Origin of the sequence: Curtobacterium sp. C1, from assembly GCF_021049325.1 — a bacterium.
GTDB lineage: Bacteria > Actinomycetota > Actinomycetes > Actinomycetales > Microbacteriaceae > Curtobacterium > Curtobacterium citreum.
In genome coordinates this window covers 1,424,899-1,448,490 of the sequence record NZ_CP088076.1, presented here as the reverse complement: position 1 = coordinate 1,448,490, position 23,592 = coordinate 1,424,899, and the positions used below count along the sequence as shown (strand labels likewise).

Below are 23,592 nucleotides of genomic sequence, written 5' to 3'. Positions count from 1 at the left end.
CGCACAAGGTCTCCGGCGGATCGCTGTCGGAAGTCCACACGCTCCTCGGCCGCCGGGGCAGGAAGGATCGATGGGTGATCGTCGTCGTCGCGCCCGGACAGGGCTCCCAGACCCCCGGCTTCCTCGCCCCCTGGCTCGAGGACGCCGCCGTCCGTGACCGCGTGGGCGCGTGGTCCGACGCGATCGGCGTCGACCTCGCGCACCACGGCACCGAGTCCGACGCCGACACCATCAAGGACACCGCGCTCGCGCAGCCGCTCATCGTGGCCGCGGGCCTGGTCACCGCCGACGCCCTGCTCGCCGACGGCCGTCGCGCCCTCGTCGGCGGGGTCGCCGGCCACTCCGTCGGCGAGTTCACCGCCGCAGCCGTGGCCGGGATCCTCGAGCCGACGGACGCCGTGTCGCTCGTCGCCGAGCGCGGCCGGGCCATGGCCGACGCCGCCGCCCTCGAACCGACCTCGATGGCCGCCGTCCTGGGGGGCGACCCTGACGCGGTCGCCGCGGCGCTCGAGCAGCACGGCCTCGTCCCCGCGAACCACAACGGCGGCGGCCAGACCGTCGTCGCCGGTCCCGCCGACGGCATCGCCGCCCTCGCCTCGGAGCCGCCCGCCAAGGCCCGCGTGGTCCCGCTCGCGGTCGCCGGCGCCTTCCACACGCGGTACATGGCCCCCGCCGTCGCCCGGGTCGCCCCGGTCGCGGCCGCCGCCACCGCGCACGACCCGAGCCTGCCGATCTGGACGAACGCCGACGGCTCCCGCGTCGACGACGGCCGCCGTTTCGTCGACCTCATGGTCCAGCAGATCGAGAACCCCGTGCACTGGGACGCCGTGATGGAGTCCTTCGCCGCCGCCGGCGTCACCGGCATCATCGAACTGGCCCCGGCAGGTGCCCTGGTCGGCCTCGCGAAGCGCGGCCTCCGCGGCACCCCGACCGTGGCGATCAAGACCCCCGACGACCTGCCCGCCGCCGTCGAGCTCCTGGAGCGCGACCGCGACCAGTCCGCAGGCCAGGAAGCAGACGCAACCGCATGACCGACGCGACCACGCCGTCCCCCGCCACCGACGGGACGGCCGCTCCCCGTGCCTCCCGTCCGCTGCTGCAGCAGCGTCGCGGCCACGAGTTCACCCGCATCCTCGCGTTCGGCGCCGCCCGCGGCGAGAACGTCGTCCCGAACGACGACCTCGTCGGCCCGATCGACTCCTCCGACGAGTGGATCCGGCAGCGCACCGGCATCGTGACCCGCAAGCGCGCGGGCGCCGACGTCGAAGCGGTCGACCTCGCCGAGGCCGCCGCGCGCGAGGCGATCGCGAAGGCCGGCATCGAGCCGTCGCAGATCGGCGTCGTGCTGGTGAGCACCGTCACGCACACCGTGGCGACCCCGTCGATGGCGTCCCTGCTCGCCGAGCGCATCGGCGCCACCCCGGCTGCGGCGTACGACGTCAGCGCCGCGTGCGCCGGCTACGCGTACGGCATCGCCCAGGCCGACTCGTTCATCAAGTCCGGCCTCGCCGACCACGTGCTCGTCGTCGGCGCCGAGAAGCTCAGCGACGTCGTCGACCCGACCGACCGCTCCATCTCGTTCCTCCTCGGTGACGGGGCGGGCGCGGCCGTGGTCGGCCCGAGCGACTTCCCCGGCATCGCCCCGACGATCTGGGGCTCGGACGGCTCGAAGTGGGACGCGATCGGCATGACCGCGACCTACAACGAGTGGGCCGCCGGCGCACCCCGCCCGACCATGCGCCAGGCCGGACAGACGGTCTTCCGCTGGGCCGTGTGGGAGATGGTCAAGGTCGCCCGCCAGGCACTCGAGACCGCCGGGGTCCGCCCCGAGGACCTCGCCGCCTTCGTGCCGCACCAGGCGAACATCCGGATCATCGACGAGTTCGCCAAGCAGCTCGGCCTGCCGGACACGGTGACGATCGCCCGCGACATCACCACGACCGGCAACACCTCCGCCGCGAGCATCCCGCTCGCCACGCACCGCCTGCTCGAGGAGCACCCGGAACTGTCGGGCGGCCTCGCCCTGCAGATCGGCTTCGGCGCCGGACTCGTGTTCGGTGCCCAGGTGGTCGTCCTCCCCTAGTCCCCGCGCCTCCGCGCACGGACCGAGCCCGTGCCCTAGGCTGTCCCACGGTCAAACGACACCCCCCTCAAGGAGAACCCTCATGGCCCTGTCCAACGAAGAAGTCCTCGCCGGCCTGGCCGAGCTGATCAACGACGAGACCGGCATCGCGACCGACACCGTCGCCGCCGACAAGTCGTTCACCGACGACCTCGACATCGACTCGATCTCGATGATGACCATCGTCGTGAACGCCGAGGAGAAGTTCGACGTGAAGATCCCGGACGAAGAGGTCAAGAACCTCAAGACCGTGGGCGACGCCGTCGACTTCATCGTCAAGGCGCAGGCCTGACGCGAGCTTCCTGAGCGCCGCGGCCCCGGCGGAACTGCCGCGGGCCGCGGCGCTCGTCTCGTCCACCCCCGGCTCCCCGCAGGAGCCAGCTCGTCCAACGAAAGAACACGTCGTTCCATGACCAACAAGACCGTCGTCGTCACCGGGATCGGTGCGATCACACCCCTCGCCGCGACCGCCCCGGAGACGTGGGAGGCGCTGCTCGCCGGGAAGTCCGGCATCACCCGCATCGAGGACCCGCGCTACGCCGAGCTGGAGCTCCCCGTCGAGTTCGCCGGCCAGGCGCGCCGCTTCCTCACCGACCAGCTCACCCGCCCGGAGACGAAGCGCCTCGACCCCTCGTCGCAGCTGTCGCTCGTCGCCGCACACGAAGCCTGGGCCGACGCCGGCATCGACGCCGAGTCCGTCGTCCCCGAGCGCCTCATCGTCGACTGGGCGACCGGCATCGGCGGCGTCAACACGCTGCTCGACGCCTGGGACACCCTGCGCGAGAAGGGCCCGCGCCGCGTCATGCCGATGACGGTGCCGATGCTCATGGCGAACGGCCCCGCCGCCGCCATCGAGATGGAGTTCGGCGCCCGCGGCGGAGCCCGCACGTACCTCTCGGCCTGCGCGTCCTCGACCGAGTCCCTCGCCGAGGCCTACCGCCACGTCGCATCGGGCGAGGCCGACATCGTCATCACCGGTGGCGCGGAGGCCGCGCTGCACCCGCTGCCCCTCGCCGCGTTCGCCGCGATGCAGGCCCTGTCGCGCCGCAACGACTCCCCGGAGACCGCCTCGCGGCCGTACGACGTCACGCGTGACGGCTTCGTCCTGGGTGACGGCGCTGCGGCGCTGATCCTCGAGACCAAGGAGCACGCCGAGGCCCGCGGCGCGAAGATCTACGCCGAGGTCGCCGGTGCCGGCATCACCTCGGACGCGTTCCACATCACCGCCCCGGACCCCGAGGGCAGCGCCGCCGCCCGCGCGGTCATCACGGCGCTCGAGCACGCCGGCGCCGCCCGCGAGGACGTCGTCCACGTCAACGCGCACGCCACCTCCACCCCGGTGGGCGACGTGGCCGAGTACCACGCCATGCGTCGCGTCTTCGGCGACCACCTGGACAACGTGGTCGTCTCGGCGACCAAGGCGTCCACGGGGCACCTGCTCGGCGGTGCCGGCGCGATCGAGGCAGCGTTCACCGTCCTCGCCCTGCACGAGCGCGTCGCCCCGCCGACGATCAACCTCACGCAGCAGGACCCGGAGATCGTCATGGACGTCGCCACCGCGCCGCGCGAGCTGCCGGTGGGCGACCTGCTGGCGGTCAGCAACTCGTTCGGCTTCGGCGGGCACAACGCCGTGGTCGCGTTCCGCTCGGTCTGACCCCCGGTCACGGCCTGGAGGCCCGTCCTGCGTCCGCAGGGCGGGCCTCCGTCACGTCGTGGCCGGCCCCGGCACGCCCGCACCGGCCGCCGCGTCACCCTCCCCGCTCACCGTTCTCCCTCGCGAAGGCGACACATCGCGCCCCCCGCACGCGTGTCTGTCCCGCGAGGGCGACACATGCCCGCCGATCAACCGCGCGGAACTGTCGCCTTCGCGGATCGGGCGCGACATGTGCGTCCGGAGACCGGTCCGTGCGTGGCCGCCGCCCGCCGCGTGCGGTGCCGCCCAGCACGTCAGGTGGCGGGGTACGACGGACGCCGCCCGCTCCAGAGGGAGCGGACGGCGTCCGAGGTGCGGGAGGAACCGGGCGGGCGGAACCGTGCGGGTCAGCCGACGCGGTGCAGCCAGACGACGGGGTTGCCCTCGGCGGCGTGGCGGAAGGGCTCGAGTTCGTCGTCCCAGGCCTGCCCGAGGGCGAGCCGGAGCTCCCGGTGCAGCTCCAGGGCGTTGCTCCCGGCGAGCTCCATGGCGTAGCGGACCCGGTCCTCGGGGACGACCATGTTGCCGGACACGTCGGTCTGCGCGAAGAAGACGCCGAGGTCCGGCGTGTGCATCCAGCGGCCGCCGTCGGACTCCGCCGTCGGTTCCTCGGTGACCTCGAACCGCAGGTGCTCCCAACCGCGCAGGGCAGAGGCGATCGCCGCACCGGTGCCGACCTGCCCGGTCCAGGTGAACTCCGTCCGACGGGAGCCGTCGAGCGCGGGCTGGTCGAGCCACGAGAAGTTCACGGCGCGGCTCATCGCGCGACCTGCCGCCCATTCGACGTGCGGGCAGAGCGCGCGTGGTGAGGAGTGCACGTAGAGCACCCCTGTCGTCGTTCCGTTCACGATTCCTCCGCTTCGTCAGGTGCGACTTCCCCATCGACCTGTGGTGCGGAGCCCCGGAACGGGACATCGGTATCCGATTGTGATGTCCTTGCGGACACGCCCATTATGCATGGCACCGGCTGCGAACGCCACACCCGGGTCGCACGGATCGCGGCGACGTCAGTGCTCACCGTTCAGTGCAGGACGGCTCCGGTGGCGTCGACCGGGTGGCGCTCTCCCGCGCGGAGCGGGACCGGCATCCGGTTCTGCTCGGGAGGGATCGGGCAGGCGAACTGGTACGAGAACGCGCACGGGGGCAGGACGAGGCGGTCCCAGTCGAGCAGCACCTCGGCACCGGCGTCGTCGCCGGCGAGGGCATCGGCGCCGGGGTCGTCGAGGTACAGGAACCGGCCCATCGAGTACGAGCTGCCGGGGTCGTCCTCGGGCAGGGCGCTCGTGGCGTCCTGCACGATGAGCTGCAGGCGAGCAGCACCGTGGTGGACCGCCGAACGCACCGCCAGGAGCTCCAGCGGGACGCCGTCGACCTCGGTCGAGACGGTGCCGGCGACCACGAGCGGATCGCCGGCGGCGTCGACGACGCTGCCACGGTCCTCCTGGCCGGTGGTCGCCCGGAACCTGCCGGAGGTGACGTGCGACGGCGACACTGCGAAGCGCGCGATCGTGGCGAAGCGGGTGACCGCGTCTCTCGCCGGGTCCCACACCCGCAGCGTGTGCCCGTGCACCGTGGCGGCCGTGCCGTCCGCGAAGGCGACCGTCGAGGGGACGACCGCCTGGTCGCCGGCGACGAGCACCGCGCCGTCGACCGGGACGCCGTCGACGACGATGTCGTCCGCAGCGTCGGCCGTGACCGTCAGTCCGCCTGCGGCCGGCGCCCACCGCCCCGGCACGGGCCAGACCGGCTGGGGCTGCTCGACGAGCTGCGTCGTCACCAGGGCGAGCGGTCCCCGCGCGCTGCGGGCCCAGCGGTCACGCTCGGCGACGTGGTCCGCCAACGACCGCTCGGTCACGACTGCTCCTGGCGGGGGTAGATGACCTTCTGGACGATGATGATCACCGACGCCGCGAACGGCACGGCCACGAGCGCGCCGAGGACTCCGCCGATCGTGCCGCCGGCCACCGCCGCGATGACCACGAGGGCCCCGGGGACCTGCACGGCTCGGGACATGATGCGCGGCGAGATGAGGTACGCCTCGACCTGCATGTAGACGAGGTAGTAGATCGCCGCGGCCAGTGCGGTCGCGGGCGAGGCGAACAGGCAGAGCAGCGAGATGATGATCGCCGCGGCCAGCGTGCCGACGAGCGGGATGAGCGACCCGAGGAACGCGAAGGTCGCCAGGAGCACCGGCAGCGGCGCCCCGATGATGAGCAGGAACACGAGGCTGAGGATGCCGTTGATGAGCGCCTGGCTGATCTGCCCGACGACGTAGCGACCGACGGCCTGGGTGATCTGCTCGCTGACGTCGATGAAGTTCTCGCGTCGCGTGGCCGGGACGAACCGGTACGCCATCGACTTGAGGCCGCGCATCGACGCCAGGAAGTACAGCATCAGGATGATGACGATCACGGCACCGGTGAGCCCGGAGAGGATGCCCCCGCCGACCGCCAGGATGCCGCCGCCCAGGCTGAGCAGGTTGCCCGGGTCCTCGACGAAGGACTGCAGGGACTGCAGCGCGTGGTTGATGTCGAACGAGCCCGCGAACTGCTGCGACAGGTCCTGCACCCACTCCTGCCGGGAGATGTCCTGCACGATCTCGGGGAAGTTCTGGATGAGGTTCGTCGCCTGCTGGATGAGGATCGGGACGACTGCGAACACGACCCCGGCGAAGGCAGCGAGGACTCCGACGACCACGATCGTGATCGCCGACCACCGCGGGATGTACCGCTCGAGGAACGACACCAGCGGGTCGATGCCGAGCGCGAGGAACAGGGCGACGCCGATGTAGACGAGGACCGTGCTCAGCTCGCTGACGATCGTGCCCACGAGCAGGGCGATCAGGACGCCGAGCGCCCCCGTGAAGCCGATCCGGAAGGCGTTGACCCGGACGCCGGTGCCGACCCGGGTCGCCTCGAACGTCACGTTCGGGGTCGGGCCGTGCTCCTCCGACTCGTCGTGCTTGCGCTTGAACTGCATGGGAGACGGGTCAGCCTTCCTCGGGCGTTTCGCGTAGGGCGGGCGGGACTTGAACCCGCGGATCGTTCGGTTATGAGCCGACTGCCTTGACCAGCTTGGCTACCGCCCCTCGGAGACCGTTCAGGCCACCGCTTCCCCACGATACAGCGACTCGAACGTCGACAGCGTGCGGTTGATGTCGTGTGCCTCGATCATCGCCAGGCTGCGCTCGCGCATCGTCGTGTAGTCCTCGTCCGACGCGGTCAGCACGGTCGTGAGCTTCGCCGCGAGGTCGGAAGCGTCGCCCGGGGTGAAGAGGTACCCGTTGCCGTCGATCAGGTGCGGCAGCGCCATCGAGTCGGCCGCCACGACGGGGAGCCCGGAGGCCATCGCCTCGAGCGAGGAGATGCTCTGCAGCTCGGCCGTCGACGGCATCGCGAACACGGTGCCGTTCGTCAGCGCCTGCCGCTTCGCCTCGTCCGTGACGAAGCCCGCGAACCGAACCCGGTCGTCCAGGCCGAGCTCGTGCACGAGCGCCGTCAGCTTCGGGATCATCTCGCCGCCGCCGACGATGGTCAGGTGCGCGTGCAGCTCGGCGGGGATGAGCGGGAGTGCCCGGACCAGGACGTCGAGGTTCTTCTCGGGGGCGACGCGGCCGACGAAGACGATCTCGTTCGTGGCCGGTCGTCCCGGTCGTGCGGTGTAGCGGGCGGCGTCGATGCCGCACGAGATCGCGAGGACCTGCTGCCCGGCGATCGCCTTGCGCAGGTAGTCGGCGGCGAGCACCGTCGGCGTCGTGATGGCGTCGGCCAGCCGGTAGGTCTTGGCGGCGTCGTTCCAGGCGATCTTCAGCGCGATCGGCAGCGTGAACCGACCGAAGGGCGTGTACTCGAGCAGGTTCTCGGGCATGAAGTGGTTGGTGCCGACGACGCGGATGCCGCGCTCGTGGGCCTCCTGCACGATCCCGCGCCCGATGACGATGTGGGACTGGATGTGCACGACGTCCGGCTGCACGGCGTCCAGGATCGGGCCGGTCCACTTCCGGACGCTCCACGGCCAGACGAAGCGGAGCCACGCGTGCCACGGCCACTTGTACGACTTCAGGCGGTGCACCGTGAGGGTGACGCCGCGGTGCTCCTCGTCGAAGGTGCCGTGGTGGGCGCTCGACGCCGGGGCGACGACGTGCACCTCGTGCCCGCGTTCGGCGAGGCCGACGGCGAGCTGCTCGGCGAACGTGGCGGCGCCGTTGACGTCCGGCGGGAAGGTGTCCGCAGCGATCAGGACACGGAGCGGTCGGGAGCCGCCCGTCGCACCCGTCGGTTCGGCGGTGGCGGTGGTGGCGTCCTCTGACACGGCTGGCGTCGTCCTCTCGTGGGCGGGTGCTGGTCGGTGCTCGACGGTACCGCACGCTCCCGGAGGGACGCGTCCGCCTCGCGGCGGACCCGGGCGGCGGTCAGGCGGACGAGCGGGCGGGCGGCAGCGCGCAGCGCCGCTGGTCAGCTGCGCACAATGCCGCCGGTCAGCTCCGCACAGCGCCGCCGGTCAGCTCCGCACAGCGCCGCTGGTCAGCTCCGCGACTCCGGGTGGTGCTTGGCGAGCAGGAAGACCCCGGTGATCGCGACGACCGCGGCGACGAGGAACCCGAGCACGGCGAACCAGGGCGCCCCCTGGGCCTCGCCGAGCACCACGACGCCGATGCCGACCGCCACGATCGGGTCGATCACGGTGAGCCCGGCGATGACCAGGTCGGCCGACCCGCTCGAGTACGCGTTCTGCACGAAGTACCCGCCGAGTGCCGCCGCGACGACGACCCCGACGATCGCGAGCACCGTGAGCCAGTCGAACGTGCCGGCGACGAAGCGGTTGAGCACGACCTTCGCGAGCGTCGCGACGAAGCCGTAGAGGACGCCCGCCGCGACGATGTAGTACAGCGCGACCTGGTGCTTCGCGGCGTACCGGAACGAGACGAGCACGACCGCCAGCACCACGACCAGGATGAGCAGGATCGTCGTCAGCTGGGCGGCGTCGATCGCGCTCTCCCGACCGACGAAGGCTGCGATCGCGACGAAGATCCCGACGCCGACGATGCACGTCCAGACGGCGCGACGGGCCTGCTGCCCGAGCGGCCGGCCGCTCGACCGCGACGAGAACCACGTGGTGATGACGAGGGCCACCGCCCCGAGCGGCTGCACGACGATGAGCGGCGCGTTCGTGATGCTGAAGAGCTGCAGGACGACCGCGAGCCCGAGCATGAGCGTGCCGAGCACCCAGTACCCGCTGCCGAGCAGCGCGAGCACGTGCCGGACCGAGAGCCCCTTGGACTGCCGGCCGAGCTTGGCCTCGACCCGCTGGACGCCGCGGCTCTGGAACTGCGCGCCGAGCGACAGGAAGACCGCACCGACGAGGGCGACGGGGATCATCAGGGCCTGGAAGGGTGTCAGGTTCACCGCATCCGGGATCGGGAGGTCCGTCGTCACGCGATGAGGCTACCGGTCACCGCCGGATAACCTGGGTGAATGGCCGTTCTCCCCATCCGCATCACCGGCGAACCCGTCCTGCACGAGCGCGCAGCCGAGGTCACCGTCTTCGACGACGACCTGCGCACCCTGGTGGACGACATGTACGAGACCATGGACCTGGCCCCGGGGGTGGGCCTGGCCGGTCCGCAGGTCGGCGTAGGGAAGCGGCTCTTCGTGTACGCATGGACCGATGATGACGAGGTCCTGCACCGCGGCGTCGCGGTGAACCCCGTGCTGTGGACGAGCCCCCTCGTGCCCGAGGCTGTGGAGGAACTCGACGAGGACGAGGAGTCCGAGGGCTGCCTCTCGATCCCGGGCGAGCGCTTCCCGCTGCGCCGCGCCGAGGGCGTCCTGCTCCGCGCCGTCGACGCCGAGGGCACCCCGTTCGAGGTCGAGGCCCACGGCTGGCTCGCCCGGATCTTCCAGCACGAGTACGACCACCTCGACGGCTACCTGTACGCCGACCGCCTCGGGCACCCCTACGCCAAGCAGGCGGCGAAGGCCGTCCGCAAGAGCAGCTGGGGCGTCCCGGGCAAGTCCTGGCTCCCCGGCCGCGACCACCCCGAGGGCTGACGCAGCGCTGCCCGGTGCGGTCCGCCGCGGTCCGGCGCGCTCACCGGACCGGCCTGGAGGCGCGGGTCACCCCCGGTGGGCGAGCAGCGCCTCCTGCAGGCGGTCCCGGTCCGGGTGGCCGGGGCAGTACTCGAGGAGCCCGGCAGCGACGCGCGCCTGGTCGTCCGTCTCGACGGCGGCCGTCCACGGTGCGACCCCGCGCTCCGCGCAGGTCGCCGCGAGGTCGCGCAGGTCGACGGTGTCGTCCGCTGCGCGGACCGCGGCCTGCTGCTGCGCGGACATCTCGGTCCCGGTGATCGGCTTCGCCGTGCAGTCCGTGCGGTCCGCCTCCCACGCGGCGGCGTAGGTCGTGTAGGTCTCCGTCGTGTCGCCCTGCCCCGTACGGCACACGAACGCGAAGACGATCGGCGCGCTGCCGGACGCGGCGACCTCGGCCCCGGAGGTGGCGTCGACCGAGCCGTCCAGCTCGGGCTCGACACCGGCCGTGCACCCCGCGAGGCCGAGCGCCGCGGCGACGATGACCGTCGTGGCGAGGGCGCGGCGCAGGGTGGTCACCTGTGAACGCTAACAGCTTCCGTCCGGACGCGACCTGCGAACCCGGCGCAGCCAGCCCAGCCCGCCCCAGCCGGCCGCCCCGAGACTCGGCCCGGCGGACAAGACTCGCGGCGCGCGACGCGCGTCTCGTCCGCCAGCGCGAGACTCGGCGCACCCGACCACCGCGCCCGCGCAACCATCCCGCACGCGGGCCCCGCACGCGGGACTCGCCCCGGAACGCGAGAAGGCCCCCACCGCGAACGGTGAGGGCCTGCCTGCTCCCCGAGTTGGACTCGAACCAACAACCTGCCGGTTAACAGCCGGCTGCTCTGCCAATTGAGCTATCGAGGATCACTGCCCGCCGAGGTGAACCCCCTGCGAACAACGGGTACCAGCATAGCAGGACGCAGCGGCCGCTCCGCGCATCCGCCGCGCATCCCGGGCGCGCCGCACGCGGACCCTGCGACGACCGCGCGCGGTCAGTACCCGGCGGCGGGGTCGACCACCCCGACGAACCCCTCGCCCGCTCCGCCCAGGAACGCGGTCGTGTTCGTGCGCACGCGCTCGGCGAGGAGCGGCGCCACCATCTCCGGCGTGTCCGCCTGGTGCGGCGTGATGACGACCCCTGGTGTGGTCCACAGCGGGTGTCCGTCCGGCAGCGGCTCGGGGTCCGTGACGTCCAGCCCCGCGCCGGCGACCTCGCCGTCGTGCAGTGCGGCCACCAGGGCGTCCGTGTCGACCAGACCGCCGCGGGCGATGTTCACGATCCGGGCGCTCGGCTTCATGCGGGCGAACTGCGGTGCCCCGAGGAGCTTCGCGGTGCCGCTCGTCATCGCCGCGGCGACCATCACGACGTCGGCGTCCGGCAGCACGGCGTCGAGCTCGTCCGTCGTGACGGTCCGGTCGGCGCCCGGCACCGGGTCGCTCGAGCGCCGCACCACGGTCACCGACACCTCGAACGGTGCGAGCAGTCGGATGTACTCGAGCGCGATGCCCCCGGCGCCGATGACCACGACGTTCCGGCCGTACAGTGAGACACCCTCGGGCTCGGTCGCCCACGAGGTCGCCCGCGCACGCTTCGGCAGGACACGCAGCGTCGCGAGCGTCAGGGCGAGGGCGTGCTCAGCGACGGGTTCGGCGTACGCGCCCTTGGCCGAGGTGAAGAGCACCCGGTCCCCGTGCTCCTCGATGAGGTGCGCGAACGCGTCCACCCCCGCGAACGGCAGCTGCACCCACCCGACTCCCGGGGCCCGGTCGAGCGCCGCGGCGAGCCCGTCGGGGTCGCGCGCGTCGAGCCAGACGACCGCGCGGGTGTCCTCGTCGAGCGGTGCGACCGTCCCGCCGGCCTCGGTGACCGCGGCGACGTGCAGGTCGGCCGGCGACGGCAGGATCGCGACCGGTCCGGCGGTGGGCGGCGCCACCGGGAGCGGTGCGCCGGCGTCGGTCACGACTGCACGGTGCCCGCGGGTGGAGGTCCCGGTGGTGGTCGTCATGCGTGCTCCTGTCGTTCGGCGCGAGGGCCGGTGCCGGCCGCGGCGACGGGCCGACGGGGTGCGGCGGACCGGGCCCCGGAAGCGGTGGCAGGTCGGCGCTTGACCGGCCGGGACGCCGTCGCCGCCAGGGTCTTGACGTACGGGTCGACGGGGTTGTCGAGGACCTCGTCGAAGGTGCCGAGCCCGACCACACGGCCTTCGGCCATCACGGCGACGCGGTCGGCCAGGGCACGGGCCTCGCGGAGGTCGCTCGAGACGACCACGGCGGAGAACTGCCGGCCTCGCTGCAGGTTGGTGAGCGCCTCGAGCACGGACTGCCGCACGAGCACGTCGACACCGCGGGCCGGCTCGTCGGCGACGAGGAGCTGCGGCTCGAGGACGAGCGCCCGGGCGAGGGCGACGCGCTGCCGCTGGCCGCTCGAGAGCTCCCAGGTGTTCAGTCGCATGACCCCGAGCGGCAGGTGCACGGCGTCGACCAGGCGGGCCACGATGAGCCCGGCCTCCTTCCGGTCGAAGCGACGGTCGCGCACGTAGATGGGTTCGGCGATCGCCTCGCCGACGGTCAGGTCCGGGCTCAGCCGGTCGGCGCCGTCCTGCGGCAGGTACCCGATCCGACCGGTCAGCCGGGCGGCCTTCCGCGACGTCGGCCGGAGCCCGCGGACCTTCTGCCCGAGCACGGTGAGCTCGCCACCGGTGATGTGCCGTCGGTGCGCCCCCTCGCCCTCGCCGGTCGCGCCGAGCTGTCCGGCGATCGCCGCGGCGAACGTGGACTTGCCCGAGCCGGACTCGCCGAGCACGGCGAGGATCTCCCCCTGTCGGACGGTCAGGCTCACCCCGTCGACGGCCCGGATCGCGGCTGCGCCGCGAGCCCCCCGGTACTCGATCGAGACGTCGTCTGCGACGACCGCCGGGCCGTTCACCGCGATCATGGATCCCCTTCCGCGGCGCCCCTGACTGCGACCGCGCCTGTCGGTCGCGACGGTGCGGTCACGACGTGGTGCGGTGGAGGTGACCGCCTGGAGGCGCGACCCGCGTCGCGGACGCGGGTCGCGCCTCCAGGCTGGTCGCCACCGGATCAGGACCCGGCGTGCTCCAGTTCGACCAGCGTACGCCGTCGCTCGGCCTGCTCGGCCGGGTCCGGGACCGGCAGCGACGCGAGGAGCCGCTGCGTGTACGGGTGCTGGGGCGCCCCGAGCACCTCGGCGGTCGTGCCGGTCTCCACGAGGTCACCGCGGTAGAGGACCGCGATGCGGTCCGACAGCGCCCCCACGACCGCCAGGTCGTGGCTGATGAACAGCGAGGCGAAGCCGAGGTCCTGCTGGAGCTCGAGGAACAGCTCGAGCACGCGGGCCTGCACGGACACGTCGAGCGCGCTCGTCGGCTCGTCGGCGATGAGCAGCTTCGGCCGGAGCGCGAGCGACCGGGCGAGCGACGCGCGCTGCCGCTGGCCACCGGAGAGCTCGTGCGGGTAGCGGTCGCCGTACGCGGCGGGCAGCTGCACCGCCTCGAGCAACTCGTCGACGCGCTTCCGGGCGGCTCGGGGGTTCCGGACCTCGCCGTGCACGACGAGGGGTTCGGCGACGCACTCCGCGATCGTCAGCAGCGGGTTGAACGAGGTCGCCGGGTCCTGGAACACGAACCCGATGTCCTTCCGGTGCCGCTTGAAGTCCCGCTCGCGGTACCCGAGCATCTCGGTCCCGAGGACGTTCAGCGACCCGCCCGTGATCCGCGTCAGGCCCGCGATGGCCCGGCCGATGGTGGTCTTGCCGGAGCCGGACTCCCCCACCAGGCCGAGGACCTCGCCCGGACGGATCGCCAGGTCGACGCCCTTCACCGCGCGGAACGCCGGCGAGCCGAGCCGGCCCGGGTACTCGATCTCCAGCCCGCGGGCCGACACGAGCGGCTCGACGTCCTCGGTGATCGCGGCACGACGGGCGGTCCCGGTCGACGCCTCGAGCCGGGGCACGGCGGCGAGGAGCTTCTTCGTGTAGTCGGCCTGCGGTGCCGCGAAGAGCTCGGCGACCGGGGCCTCCTCGACCAGCTCGCCCTGGTACATCACGGCGACGCGGTCGGCCAGGTCGGCGACGACGCCCATGTTGTGCGTGATGATGACGATCGCCGCGCCGAACTCGTCGCGGCAGCGGCGGAGCAGGTCCAGGATCTCCGCCTGCACCGTCACGTCGAGCGCGGTGGTCGGCTCGTCGGCGATGATGACGCTCGGTTCGAGGGCCAGGGCGGACGCGATGACGACGCGCTGCTTCTGCCCGCCGGAGAACTGGTGCGGGTAGTGGTCGACGCGCTGCTCCGGGTCGGGGATGCCCACCCGCCGCAGGTAGTCGATCGCCTTCGCCCGCGCCTCCTTCTTCGAGACGCCGCCGTGCGCCCGGAGGCCCTCGGCGATCTGCCACCCGACGGTGAAGACCGGGTTGAGCGCCGTGGACGGCTCCTGGAACACCATCGCACCGGCGGTCCCGCGGAGCTCCCGCAGCTTCGCCGGGCCGACGCTGACGACGTCGGTCCCGTCGAGGTACACCGCGCCGCCGAGCGTCGCCGTCTCCGGCATGAGGCGGAGCATGCTCCGGGCCGTGACGGACTTGCCCGATCCGGACTCGCCGACCAGTGCCAGGACCTCGCCGGGACGGACGTCCAGGCTGACACCCTTCACGGCGTCGACGGCGCCGCCGTCGGTCGCGAAGGTGACGGTCAGGTCATCGACGACCGCGACGGGTGCGTGCTGCTGGTCGTTCGCTGCGTCGGTCATGCCGTCGCCCCTTCCGTGGTCGCGGCCTGCTTGCGCGACACCAGCTGCTTCAGCCGGCGACGGGCGCGGAGACGCGGGTCGGAGATGTCGTTGAGGCTCTCGCCGATGAAGGTCACGCCGAGCACGAGCACGACGATCGCGACGCCGGGGAACACGCCGGTCCACCAGACGCCGGAGGCGACGTCGGACAGCGCGCGGCTGAGGTCGTAGCCCCACTCGGCCCCGGCGGTCGGGCCGATGCCGAACCCGAGGAACCCGAGGCCGGCGAGCGTCAGGATCGCGTCGCTCGCGTTGAGCGTGAGGATGAGCGGGAGCGACCGAGTCGAGTTGCGGAGCACGTGGCGCGTCATGATCCGCCACGGGTTCGTGCCCACCACGCGGGCGGACTCGACGAAGGCCTCGTTCTTCAGCCGGACGGCCTCGGCACGGACGACGCGGAAGTACTGCGGCACGTAGACGACCGTGATCGAGATCGCCGCGGCGACGATGCCGCCGGAGTAGCTCGAGTTGCCGCCGGAGATGACGATCGAGACGACGATCGCCAGGAGCAGCGACGGGAACGCGTAGATCGCGTCCGCCACGACGACGAGCACCCGGTCGAGCCAGCCGCCCAGGTAACCGGACACCATGCCGAGGATGACGCCGATCGTGATCGAGACGACCACGGCGACGATGACCACGAGCACCGCGGTCCGCGCGCCGAACACGACGCGGCTGAACACGTCGAACCCGCCGACCGTGGTGCCCCAGATGTGCTCGGGGCTCGGAGCACCGGTGCGCGGGAAGCCCTGGCCGTCGGCGCCCTGCAGCTGGCCGAAGCCGTACGGGGCGATGAGCGGCGCCGCGATCGCGACGATCAGGTACAGGGCGCAGATGACCACGCCGGTGATGAGCATGGCGCGCTGCCAGCCGGTGCTCCGGCGGAGCTGGACCACCACGGGCAGCCGCTTCCAGAGCGGCTCGTGGCGGTCGACGAGCGAGACGTCGGCCATCGCTAGAACCTCACTCTCGGGTCGATGAGCGCCGCGACGACGTCGACGACGAAGTTCGTCACGGCGACGATCACGGCGAGCATCGCGACGATGCCCTGGACCGCGACGAAGTCGCGGGCCGACAGGTACTGGTTGAGCTCGAAGCCGAGTCCTCGCCAACCGAAGGTGGTCTCGGTGAGCACCGAGCCGCCGAGCAGCATGGCGATCTGCAGACCCATCACGGTGATGATCGGGACCAGCGCCGGACGGAACGCGTGCGTCCGGACGAGACGAGCCTCCCGGACGCCGCGCGAGCGGGCCGCGTCGACGTACTCCGAGCCGAGCGTGCCGATCATGTTGGCGCGCACCAGGCGCAGGAAGATGCCGGCGGTGAGCAGCCCGAGCGTCAGCGCGGGCAGGACGGCGTGCGCGAGCACGTCGCCGATGATCTGGGCGTTGCCGGTGCGGAGCGCGTCGACGATGTAGATGCCGGTCGCGCCCGGGATGTTGTCGAGGACGAGCGACACCCGGGTCGACGCGCGGTCGCCGAGCGGCAGCCACCCGAGCCACACCGAGAAGACGAGCTTGAGCAGCAGGCCGCCGAAGAACACCGGCGTCGCGTAGGTCAGGATCGCGAGCGCACGGAACAGCACGTCCGGCCACTTGTCACGGACGTACGCGGCGAGCATGCCGAGCGGGATGCCGAGGACGAGCGCCACGATGAGCGCCCAGAACACGAGCTCCGCGGTCGCACCGCCGTACGTGACGATGATCTCGGTGATCGGACGGTTGTCGGTCGACGTCGTGCCGAAGTCGCCGCGGACGATGTTGCCGAGGTACTCGAGGTACTGCACGATGACCGGCCGGTCGTACCCGGCGGCGTGCAGGCGCTCCTGGAGCTGCGCCGGCGTCAGGCGACCACCGACGGACGCGGTGATCGGGTTGCCGATGACGCGCATCAGGAAGAAGACGAGCGTGACCAGGATGAACACGGTCGGGAAGATGAGGAGGAAGCGGACCAGGATGTACCGGCCGAGCCCGCCGCCCTGCCCGCGGGCACGTCGCTGTGCCTGGGGCTTGGTGGGGTCGGTGGCCAGCTCCGAGGCCGCCTCCGGGGTGCTGAGGGTCACGAGGACGGGTGCCTTTCGGTGCCGTTCGGGACGCGGCCACGGGGGCGTTCCTCGTGGGAACGCCCCCGTGGGCCGACGCCGGTGTTACTTGGAGAGGGTGGCGTAGCGGAACTTGTACGAGGAGTCGAGGACGAGGCCCTTGACGTCCTTCGAGGCGACCGCGACCGACTTGCCCTGCAGCAGCGGCAGCGTCGAGATCTGGGTGGCCTCACGCTCCTGCGCCTGCTCGATCAGGTCGGCACGCTTGCTCTTGTCCGACTCCTGCTGCTCCTGGGAGATCAGGTCCTGGATCGTCGGGTCGTCGTAGTGGTTCTGCACGAAGTTCTCCTTCGTGAAGAACGGCGACAGGTAGTTGTCGGCGTCCGAGAAGTCCGGGAACCAACCGAGCTGGTACACCGGGTAGGCGTCCTTCGTGCGCTCCTGCGCGTACGTCGTGTAGACCGTCGACTGGATGTTCACGGTGAACAGGCCCGAGTTCTCGAGCTGCGTCTTGAGCTCGGCGTACTCGTCGTCCGAGGTCGAGCCGTAGTGGTCCGGCGCGTACTGGATGTCGAGCTGGACCTTGCCGGTGACCCCGGCCTTGGACAGCGTCTCCTTCGCCTTGTCGACGCTCGGACCGCCGTTGCCGTCGCCGTAGAGCTGCTCGAACGGCTTCGCGGCGCCCGTCAGGCCCTCGGGGACCATCGAGTACAGCGGCGAGTAGGTGTCGTTGTAGACGTCCTTGGCGAGCTTCTCGCGGTCGACGACGTCGGCGACGGCCTGACGGACCGCGAGGGCCTTCGTCTCGTCCTTGTCGGACTGGCTCGCTCCGAACGGCTGCGTGTTGAAGTTGAAGACCAGGTAGCGGATCTCGCCGCCGGGGCCGTCGGTGACCTCGAGCTTGGAGTCCTTGCGGAGGTCCGCGATGTCGGTCGGCGTCAGGGAGCGGTACGCCACGTCGACGTCGCCCTTCTGCACGGCGAGCTTGAGGTCGGTCTCCTTGGTGTAGTAGCTGGCGGTGACCTCGTCGGTCTTCGCCTTGCCGAGGAGCCCGTCGTACTTCGGGTTCGCCTTGTACTGGATGGTGTCGTTCTCCTTGTACGAGGTGATCTCGTACTGCCCGGCGAACGCCTTGCCCTTGACGATGTCGGCCGCGGGCGTGAGCTTGTCGGCCGAGAACACCTGCTCGTCGACGATCGGGCCGGCGGGGCTCGAGAGCACCTGCGGCCAGGTCTGGTCGGCGTGGTCGAGGTTGAACACCACGGTCGTGTCGTCCGGGGTGTCGATGCTCTTGAGGTTGGCGAGCAGCGACTGCGGGCCGTTCTCGTTGTTGATCTTCAGCTCGCGCTCGAACGAGAACTTCACGTCGCTCGACGTGAGGTCGTGGCCGTTCGCGAACTGCAGGCCCTTCTTGAGCGTGACGGTGTACGTCGTCGGGTTCGTGAACTCGCCCTTGGTGGCGATGTCCGGCTTCACGTCCGGGCTGTTGACCGGGGTGTTCATCAGGAACGGGAACACCTGGTTCTGCACGGCGAAGGAGCCGTTGTCGTAGGAGCCCGCCGGGTCGAGTGACGTGATCTTGTCCGTCGTGCCGATGCTGATGCCGTTCAGGGCGGTGTCGGAGACGCTGCTGCTCGCGCAGCCCGTGAGCACCAGCGCCGTCGCTGCTGCCCCGGCGCCGAGCGCGAGACCGCGCTTGCCCCACTTGGTCACGGATGCCATGTCCGCTCTCTCTCTGGTGATGGTTGCAAGGGTCCTGGACAGGGCGGTGGTTCGACTGTGTGCCCGGCCAGGAACGCTCATTGGTACCACCCTGACACGGAATCTCCGGCGCCGGAGGGCATTTGTTTACACCCTTGTAATGCAGGACCGCGTCGCATGGCGCATGATGCGCGCGTGGCGCCCCGGCGTGTCACGCAGGATTGTTGCGTTCGGCAACGGGGTCGCGCGAGCGGGCCGAGCGTGCCACTTGTGGCCCGCTCGGCGGTCCGACCCGACACTTCTCGACCGCTCGAAGCCGAGCACGCGGCGTGTCCTGCCAGTTCGGCGGAGGGCAGACAGCGGGCATGCCGGACAGCGGGCATACCGGACAGCGGGCACGCCGGACAACGGGCACGCCGGCCAGCGGGCACGTCGGACGAGGCGGACGACGAGTCCCTACGCGGACGCCTCGCCATCGGCCCGGAGCCGCATGCGCTGGGCGTCGAGCTCCACGAGCTCCCGCTGGATCTCGGCGCGGCGGTCGCCCTGCTCGTGCGGGTCGGCGCGCTGCAGCTGCCCGAGGAGCGCGGCCTTGCGGGCGAGCAGGTCACGCTCGACCAGGGCCTGCACGATGCTCCGGGCGTAGAGCGCGAGGTCCTCGTCGGTGCGGGCGGGGATCGGCGCGAGCGCGAGCTCCTGCACGAGGCCGCGGAACGGCGCCGGCACGTCCTGCAGCAGCCGGTCGAGCCAGTCCCCCGCGCCGATCGCGTCGACGTTGGCCACGACGGCGTCACGGACGACCGACAGCATCGGCGCCGAGAACGTCGCCGATGCAGCGAGCCAGATCAGCGGCGTCCCGACGTACCCGGGCTGCTGCACCATCGCCATCACGGCGTCGCGCTCCATCCGGGTGACCGGGTCGTTCGGCAGCAGTCGCAGCCCGGCCACGGGCTCCTCCGGAGGGGCGACCAGCTCGCCACCGGGACCCGCCTGTCCGACCGGCACCGAGCCTCCTGACTGGTCCTGACGGGTCGATCCCTGCCGCTGCCGCGCGTTCTCGACCGCGCGCCGGACCTCCGGGATGTCGATACCGAGCCACTTGGCGGTCTCGCGGACGTAGGCGCTGGCCAGGGTGCGGTCGCGGATGCCGGCCACGACGGGTGCGGCGTCGCGGAGCCCGGCGACCCTGCCTTCGGCGGTCTCGATGTCGTGGGACGCCAATCGGCGACGGATCATGAACTCGAACATCGGGCGCTTGGTCTCGACGAGCCGCTCGATCGCGGCGTCACCGCGCGTCAGCCGGAGGTCGCACGGGTCGAGGCCACCCGGCGCGACCGCGACGTAGGTCTGCGAGGCGAACCGGCTCTCCTCGGCGAAGGCGCGTGCCGCGGCACGCTGCCCGGCCTCGTCCGGGTCGAACGTGAAGACGATGTCGCCGAGCTGCGACAGGTGCGCACCGGCCGAGTCGCCGAGCATCGGCCGCAGGACCTTGATGTGGTCGACCCCGAAGGACGTGCCGCACGTCGCGACCGCGGTGGTCACGCCCGCGAGGTGGCACGCCATCACGTCGGTGTAGCCCTCGACGATCACGACCTGCTTCTGCTTCGAGATGTCCCGCCGGGCGAGGTCGAGCCCGTAGAGCACCTGGCTCTTGTGGTAGATCGGCGTCTCGGGGGTGTTGAGGTACTTCGGCCCCTTGTCGTCGTCGAGCAGGCGACGCGCACCGAAGCCGATCGTCGCGCCGGTGACGTCGCGGATCGGCCACATCAGACGTCCGCGGAAGCGGTCGTACGGCGACCGGTCCCCCTGGCCCGCGAGCCCGGCGGCGAGGATCTCGTCCATCGAGAAGCCCCGGCCGCGCAGGTGCTCACGCGTCGCGTCGTACGACTGCGGCGCGAAGCCGACCCCGAAGTGCTGCGCCGCGGCGGGGTCGAAGCCACGCTCCCCGAGGAACCGGCGGGCGGGTTCGGCGCCCGCGGTCGTGAGCTGCGCCTGGTAGAACGCCAGCGCGGCTTCGTTCACGGCGATCAGCCGCGCGCGCTGATTGTAGTCGGTGCGCGGCCCGTCGCCTTCTTCGTAGTGGAGCGTGAAGCCGATCTTCGCCGCCATCCGCTCGACGGCTTCCTGGAAGGTCGTGTGGTCCTGCTTGATGATGAACTCGAAGACGTCGCCGTCCTCACCGCACCCGAAGCAGTGGTACCGACCGACCTGGGGCCGCACGTGGAAGGACGGGGAACGCTCGTCGTGGAAGGGGCAGAGGCCCTTGAGCGACCCGACACCGGCGGACTTCAGCGTGACGTAGTCGCCGACGACGTCGGCGATGTTGACACGCGAGCGGACCTCGTCGATGTCGTTCCGCGCGATCCTGCCAGCCACCCCTCGATCCTAGTTCGTGCAGGTGACCCCGGCGGACGGTCGCGCTCGCCTGTGGACGGGCGTCCGCCTGTGGACGGGTGACGGCCTGGAGGCACGGGGCACGTCCGGCACGTCGGCTGCGGTCGCGGGGTGGTCCGGACGGGAGGCGTGCGCGTCCGCGTCCGCGTCCGGTCGCGCCGAGACGGTCCGGTCGCGCCCAGACGGTCGCGTCCCACCGAGACGGTCCCGGAACCGGCGGCGTCCCGCGCGCACGGGGGCATCTCGCGGAACCGGCACCGGCACGGGCACCGCGCCTCAGACCGGGATGTGCGTCGTCTCCCGCTCGCCGACGACGAGCCGCTTGTGCCACGCGAGTGCCCCCTGGTCGGTCAGGCTCGCCACCTGGTCGACCACGGCCCGCAGCCGCCCGGCGTCGTCGGACGCCGCTCGCCAGTCCGCCGCGAAGCCCGGCTCGAGGTCCGCGCTCCCCGTGGCCGCGAGGGCGTCGAGCAGCTCGGTGAGGACGCGACGCTGGTCCTCGTACACCGGCTGCCGGTCCCCCTGGGTCATCACGAACGCCGCGACGATGCCCTTGAGCACCGCGATCTCCCCGATGATCTCGGGCGGGGTGACGACGGACGCCGCGAACCGCACGAGCGACCCGGACGCGTAGGACTCACGTGTCGCCGCCGTCGCCGTGCGCGCGAAGCGCCCGATGAGCTGCGACGTCAGGTTCTTCAGCCGCGCCATGTCCCGCCGCGACCCGTCGTACGAGGTCATCCACAGCGGCAGGGAACGCAGCCGGTCGAAGGCCTCGAGCAGCTCGTCGCGGCTGAGGTCGGACCCCACCCACGCGTGCATCGCCGTGACGATGTCGTTCTCGCCGACCCGGTCGCCGAGCGCCGCCACGTCGATGAAGCCCGCGACGACCGCGTCCTCGAAGTCGTGCACCGAGTACGCGATGTCGTCGGACAGGTCCATGACCTGCGCCTCGATGCACCGCTGCCGGCGGGGAGCCCCAGCACGGAGCCACTCGAAGGCGTCGTGGTCGTCGTCGTAGAAGCCGAACTTCGTGCGCCCGGACGACGCCTCGGCCACACCCTGCGCCGCCGGCCACGGGTACTTGCAGCTCGCGTCGAGGGAGGCCCGGGTCAGGTTGAGCCCGTACGGACGGTCGTCGTCCGGACCGACGCCGTAGACCTTCGGCTCGAGTCGCGTGAGCAGACGCAGGGTCTGCGCGTTGCCCTCGAACCCGCCGATCCCGGCAGCCCAGGCGTTCACGGCCGTCTCGCCGTTGTGGCCGAACGGCGGGTGGCCGATGTCGTGCGCCAGACAGGCCGTGTCGACGACGTCGGGGTCGAGCCCGAGCGAGTCGGCGAGCTCGCGGCCGACCTGCGCGACCTCGAGCGAGTGCGTCAGGCGGTTCCGCGCGAAGTCGAGCCCCGTGGTCGGGCTGAGCACCTGGGTCTTCGCGGCGAGCCGCCGGAGCGCGCTCGAGTGCAGCAGTCGGGCACGGTCGCGGGCGAAGTCGGACCGACGGTTGCCGTGGGTCTCGGGCAGCCAGCGCTCGGCGTCGGCGGGCCCGTACGAGGCGGTGGCGCTCATCCGCCGCTGTGGTGCAGCTCGGCGGCGGCGAGGACCTTCCGGAACGCCTCGTCGACGTCGCGGGACTCGAGCCAGCGGTCCGGCAGGGCCGTGCGCTTCGGGTGCCCGGCGCGACCGCGCGGCCCCTCGACGTCGGCGCCCGGGTACGGGGCCGTCCAGTCGAGCTGCCCGAGCAGGTCGTCGATCTCCTGCAGGCTCGACGCCATCGACAGCGCCGACCGGACGTCGCCGCCGATCGGGTAGCCCTTGAAGTACCACGAGACGTGCTTGCGGGCGTCACGGCAGCCGTGGTCCTCGGACCCGAAGAACTCGACGAGCAGCTCGGCGTGCCGGCGGAACGCGGTCGCGACGTCGCCGAGGGACGGCATCGCACGGACGTCCTCGCCGCGGAACGCCGCCGCGAGGTCGCCGAACAGCCACGGACGCCCCAGGCACCCGCGGCCGACGACCACGCCGTCGCAGCCGGTCTCGTCGACCATGCGCAGCGCGTCGGCGGCGGACCAGATGTCGCCGTTGCCGAGCACCGGGACGTCGGTGATCGCTTCCTTCAGCGTCGCAATCGCCGACCAGTCCGCGTGCCCGGAGTAGTGCTCGTTCGCGGTGCGGGCGTGCAGCGAGATCGCGGCCACACCCGCGTCCCGGGCGATGCGCGCCGCGTCGAGGTACGTGAGGTGGTCCGCGTCGATGCCCTTGCGCATCTTGACGGTCACCGGGACGTCACCGGCGGCCTTGACGGTCTTCTCGACCAGGTCCTTGAACAGGTCGAGCTTCCACGGCAGGGCCGCTCCCCCGCCCTTCCGCGTGACCTTGGGCACCGGGCACCCGAAGTTCAGGTCGATGTGGTCGGCCCGGTCCTCGCCCACCAGGATCGTCGCGGCCTCGGCCACGGTGTTCGGCTCGACGCCGTACAGCTGGATCGACCGGGGCGTCTCCGACTCGTGGTGCTGGATGAGCTGCATCGAGACCGGGGTCCGCTCGACCAGCGCGCGCGAGGTGATCATCTCGCAGACGTAGAGACCCGCGCCGTACTCGCGGCAGAGTCGGCGGTAGGCCATGTTCGTGATGCCCGCCATCGGAGCGAGCACCACGGGCGCGTCGACCTCGATGGGGCCGATGCGCAGGGGCTTCGCCGGTCGGGTCGCCGTCCGGGGCGCGTCAGTGATCGTCATACGTCGTCCATTCTCCCATGCCCGTTCCG

20 protein-coding genes and 2 tRNA genes are annotated in these 23,592 nt (G+C 71.8%); 5 read left to right on the top strand and 17 right to left on the bottom strand.

Going from position 1 to position 23,592, the window contains the following annotated elements; translation table 11 throughout:
- The first annotated feature begins 74 nt into the window (after positions 1 to 74).
- The 4 genes from LQK89_RS07020 to LQK89_RS07005 all read left to right on the top strand — a co-directional run bounded on the left by LQK89_RS07020 (position 75) and on the right by LQK89_RS07005 (position 3,776).
- Positions 75 to 1,031 (top strand): ACP S-malonyltransferase, encoded by a 957-nt coding sequence (locus LQK89_RS07020; RefSeq protein ID WP_058741350.1) that lies wholly within the window; start codon positions 75 to 77, stop codon positions 1,029 to 1,031.
- Positions 1,028 to 2,083 carry a beta-ketoacyl-ACP synthase III gene (locus tag LQK89_RS07015; RefSeq protein ID WP_058741349.1) on the top strand — a complete coding sequence of 352 codons (1,056 nt, stop codon included), beginning with the start codon at positions 1,028 to 1,030 and terminating at the stop codon, positions 2,081 to 2,083. Before LQK89_RS07020 ends, LQK89_RS07015 begins: the two co-directional genes overlap by 4 nt.
- An 82-nt stretch (positions 2,084 to 2,165) precedes the next feature.
- Positions 2,166 to 2,414 carry an acyl carrier protein gene (locus LQK89_RS07010; RefSeq protein WP_058741348.1) on the top strand — a complete coding sequence of 83 codons (249 nt, stop codon included), beginning with the start codon at positions 2,166 to 2,168 and terminating at the stop codon, positions 2,412 to 2,414.
- A 117-nt stretch (positions 2,415 to 2,531) separates the two neighbouring features.
- A complete protein-coding gene (locus LQK89_RS07005; RefSeq protein ID WP_231050573.1) occupies positions 2,532 to 3,776 on the top strand; it encodes a beta-ketoacyl-[acyl-carrier-protein] synthase family protein in 1,245 nt (414 codons plus the stop codon).
- 386 nt (positions 3,777 to 4,162) lie between these two features.
- Here LQK89_RS07005 and LQK89_RS07000 read toward each other — a convergent pair whose 3' ends face one another.
- From LQK89_RS07000 to LQK89_RS06975, 6 genes are all read right to left on the bottom strand, one after another.
- On the bottom strand, positions 4,163 to 4,663 hold the full coding sequence (locus LQK89_RS07000) for a DUF3145 domain-containing protein (RefSeq protein ID WP_058741346.1): 501 nt from the start codon (positions 4,661 to 4,663) through the stop codon (positions 4,163 to 4,165).
- A 173-nt stretch (positions 4,664 to 4,836) separates the two neighbouring features.
- Entirely contained in the window at positions 4,837 to 5,670 is an 834-nt protein-coding gene (locus tag LQK89_RS06995; protein WP_231050572.1) for a DUF1684 domain-containing protein, read from the bottom strand.
- Entirely contained in the window at positions 5,667 to 6,794 is a 1,128-nt protein-coding gene (locus LQK89_RS06990) for an AI-2E family transporter (protein ID WP_083519862.1), read from the bottom strand. Before LQK89_RS06990 ends, LQK89_RS06995 begins: the two co-directional genes overlap by 4 nt.
- Before the next feature lie 34 nt (positions 6,795 to 6,828).
- Positions 6,829 to 6,903 (bottom strand) — tRNA-Ile (locus tag LQK89_RS06985).
- A gap of 11 nt (positions 6,904 to 6,914) precedes the next feature.
- Positions 6,915 to 8,126 (bottom strand): glycosyltransferase, encoded by a 1,212-nt coding sequence (locus LQK89_RS06980; protein ID WP_174778355.1) that lies wholly within the window; start codon positions 8,124 to 8,126, stop codon positions 6,915 to 6,917.
- Between the two features lie 212 nt (positions 8,127 to 8,338).
- Positions 8,339 to 9,250 (bottom strand): multidrug DMT transporter permease, encoded by a 912-nt coding sequence (locus tag LQK89_RS06975; RefSeq protein ID WP_175326291.1) that lies wholly within the window; start codon positions 9,248 to 9,250, stop codon positions 8,339 to 8,341.
- Between the two features lie 39 nt (positions 9,251 to 9,289).
- Here LQK89_RS06975 and def point away from each other — a divergent pair, with 39 nt between their 5' ends.
- Positions 9,290 to 9,865 carry a peptide deformylase gene (gene def, locus LQK89_RS06970; RefSeq protein WP_231050571.1) on the top strand — a complete coding sequence of 192 codons (576 nt, stop codon included), beginning with the start codon at positions 9,290 to 9,292 and terminating at the stop codon, positions 9,863 to 9,865.
- A 66-nt stretch (positions 9,866 to 9,931) separates the two neighbouring features.
- Here the strand turns inward: def and LQK89_RS06965 are convergent, their stop codons facing one another.
- The 11 genes from LQK89_RS06965 to dusB all read right to left on the bottom strand — a co-directional run bounded on the left by LQK89_RS06965 (position 9,932) and on the right by dusB (position 23,563).
- A complete protein-coding gene (locus tag LQK89_RS06965; protein ID WP_231050570.1) occupies positions 9,932 to 10,420 on the bottom strand; it encodes a hypothetical protein in 489 nt (162 codons plus the stop codon).
- A gap of 257 nt (positions 10,421 to 10,677) precedes the next feature.
- Positions 10,678 to 10,750, bottom strand: a tRNA-Asn gene (locus tag LQK89_RS06960).
- 128 nt (positions 10,751 to 10,878) lie between these two features.
- The gene (locus LQK89_RS06955; protein WP_231050569.1) at positions 10,879 to 11,892 is read right to left on the bottom strand and encodes a D-isomer specific 2-hydroxyacid dehydrogenase family protein; all 1,014 of its coding nucleotides are present in this window, start codon (positions 11,890 to 11,892) and stop codon (positions 10,879 to 10,881) included.
- Entirely contained in the window at positions 11,889 to 12,821 is a 933-nt protein-coding gene (locus LQK89_RS06950; protein ID WP_231050568.1) for an ATP-binding cassette domain-containing protein, read from the bottom strand. The genes LQK89_RS06955 and LQK89_RS06950 overlap by 4 nt, the downstream gene beginning before the upstream one ends.
- 146 nt (positions 12,822 to 12,967) lie before the next feature.
- Positions 12,968 to 14,653: an ABC transporter ATP-binding protein gene (locus tag LQK89_RS06945; protein WP_231050567.1), complete on the bottom strand. Its 1,686-nt coding sequence runs from the start codon at positions 14,651 to 14,653 to the stop codon at positions 12,968 to 12,970.
- A complete protein-coding gene (locus LQK89_RS06940) occupies positions 14,650 to 15,645 on the bottom strand; it encodes an ABC transporter permease (protein ID WP_058742427.1) in 996 nt (331 codons plus the stop codon). The genes LQK89_RS06945 and LQK89_RS06940 overlap by 4 nt, the downstream gene beginning before the upstream one ends.
- 2 nt (positions 15,646 to 15,647) lie before the next feature.
- Complete coding sequence (locus tag LQK89_RS06935; protein WP_175326286.1) at positions 15,648 to 16,754, bottom strand: ABC transporter permease; 1,107 nt, start codon at positions 16,752 to 16,754, stop codon at positions 15,648 to 15,650.
- An 84-nt stretch (positions 16,755 to 16,838) separates the two neighbouring features.
- Complete coding sequence (locus LQK89_RS06930) at positions 16,839 to 18,455, bottom strand: ABC transporter substrate-binding protein (RefSeq protein ID WP_058742429.1); 1,617 nt, start codon at positions 18,453 to 18,455, stop codon at positions 16,839 to 16,841.
- A gap of 435 nt (positions 18,456 to 18,890) precedes the next feature.
- The gene (gene dnaG / locus LQK89_RS06925) at positions 18,891 to 20,810 is read right to left on the bottom strand and encodes a DNA primase (RefSeq protein WP_231050566.1); all 1,920 of its coding nucleotides are present in this window, start codon (positions 20,808 to 20,810) and stop codon (positions 18,891 to 18,893) included.
- Between the two features lie 294 nt (positions 20,811 to 21,104).
- The gene (locus tag LQK89_RS06920) at positions 21,105 to 22,394 is read right to left on the bottom strand and encodes a deoxyguanosinetriphosphate triphosphohydrolase (protein ID WP_058742431.1); all 1,290 of its coding nucleotides are present in this window, start codon (positions 22,392 to 22,394) and stop codon (positions 21,105 to 21,107) included.
- Positions 22,391 to 23,563, bottom strand: a complete 1,173-nt coding sequence (gene dusB / locus LQK89_RS06915) for a tRNA dihydrouridine synthase DusB (RefSeq protein ID WP_175326285.1) — start codon at positions 23,561 to 23,563, stop codon at positions 22,391 to 22,393. The genes LQK89_RS06920 and dusB overlap by 4 nt, the downstream gene beginning before the upstream one ends.
- Between the last annotated feature and the right edge of the window lie 29 nt (positions 23,564 to 23,592).

Coding starts and splice junctions, on each gene's coding strand:
- LQK89_RS07015 (WP_058741349.1), top strand. CDS start 1,028: ATGACCGACGCGACCACGCCGTCCCCCGCCACCGACGGGACGGCCGCT.
- LQK89_RS06955 (WP_231050569.1), bottom strand. CDS start 11,892: ATGACGACCACCACCGGGACCTCCACCCGCGGGCACCGTGCAGTCGTG.
- LQK89_RS06945 (WP_231050567.1), bottom strand. CDS start 14,653: ATGACCGACGCAGCGAACGACCAGCAGCACGCACCCGTCGCGGTCGTC.
- LQK89_RS06990 (WP_083519862.1), bottom strand. CDS start 6,794: ATGCAGTTCAAGCGCAAGCACGACGAGTCGGAGGAGCACGGCCCGACC.
- LQK89_RS06940 (WP_058742427.1), bottom strand. CDS start 15,645: ATGGCCGACGTCTCGCTCGTCGACCGCCACGAGCCGCTCTGGAAGCGG.
- def (WP_231050571.1), top strand. CDS start 9,290: ATGGCCGTTCTCCCCATCCGCATCACCGGCGAACCCGTCCTGCACGAG.
- LQK89_RS07010 (WP_058741348.1), top strand. CDS start 2,166: ATGGCCCTGTCCAACGAAGAAGTCCTCGCCGGCCTGGCCGAGCTGATC.
- LQK89_RS06930 (WP_058742429.1), bottom strand. CDS start 18,455: ATGGCATCCGTGACCAAGTGGGGCAAGCGCGGTCTCGCGCTCGGCGCC.
- LQK89_RS07005 (WP_231050573.1), top strand. CDS start 2,532: ATGACCAACAAGACCGTCGTCGTCACCGGGATCGGTGCGATCACACCC.
- LQK89_RS06920 (WP_058742431.1), bottom strand. CDS start 22,394: ATGAGCGCCACCGCCTCGTACGGGCCCGCCGACGCCGAGCGCTGGCTG.
- dusB (WP_175326285.1), bottom strand. CDS start 23,563: ATGACGATCACTGACGCGCCCCGGACGGCGACCCGACCGGCGAAGCCC.
- LQK89_RS06950 (WP_231050568.1), bottom strand. CDS start 12,821: ATGATCGCGGTGAACGGCCCGGCGGTCGTCGCAGACGACGTCTCGATC.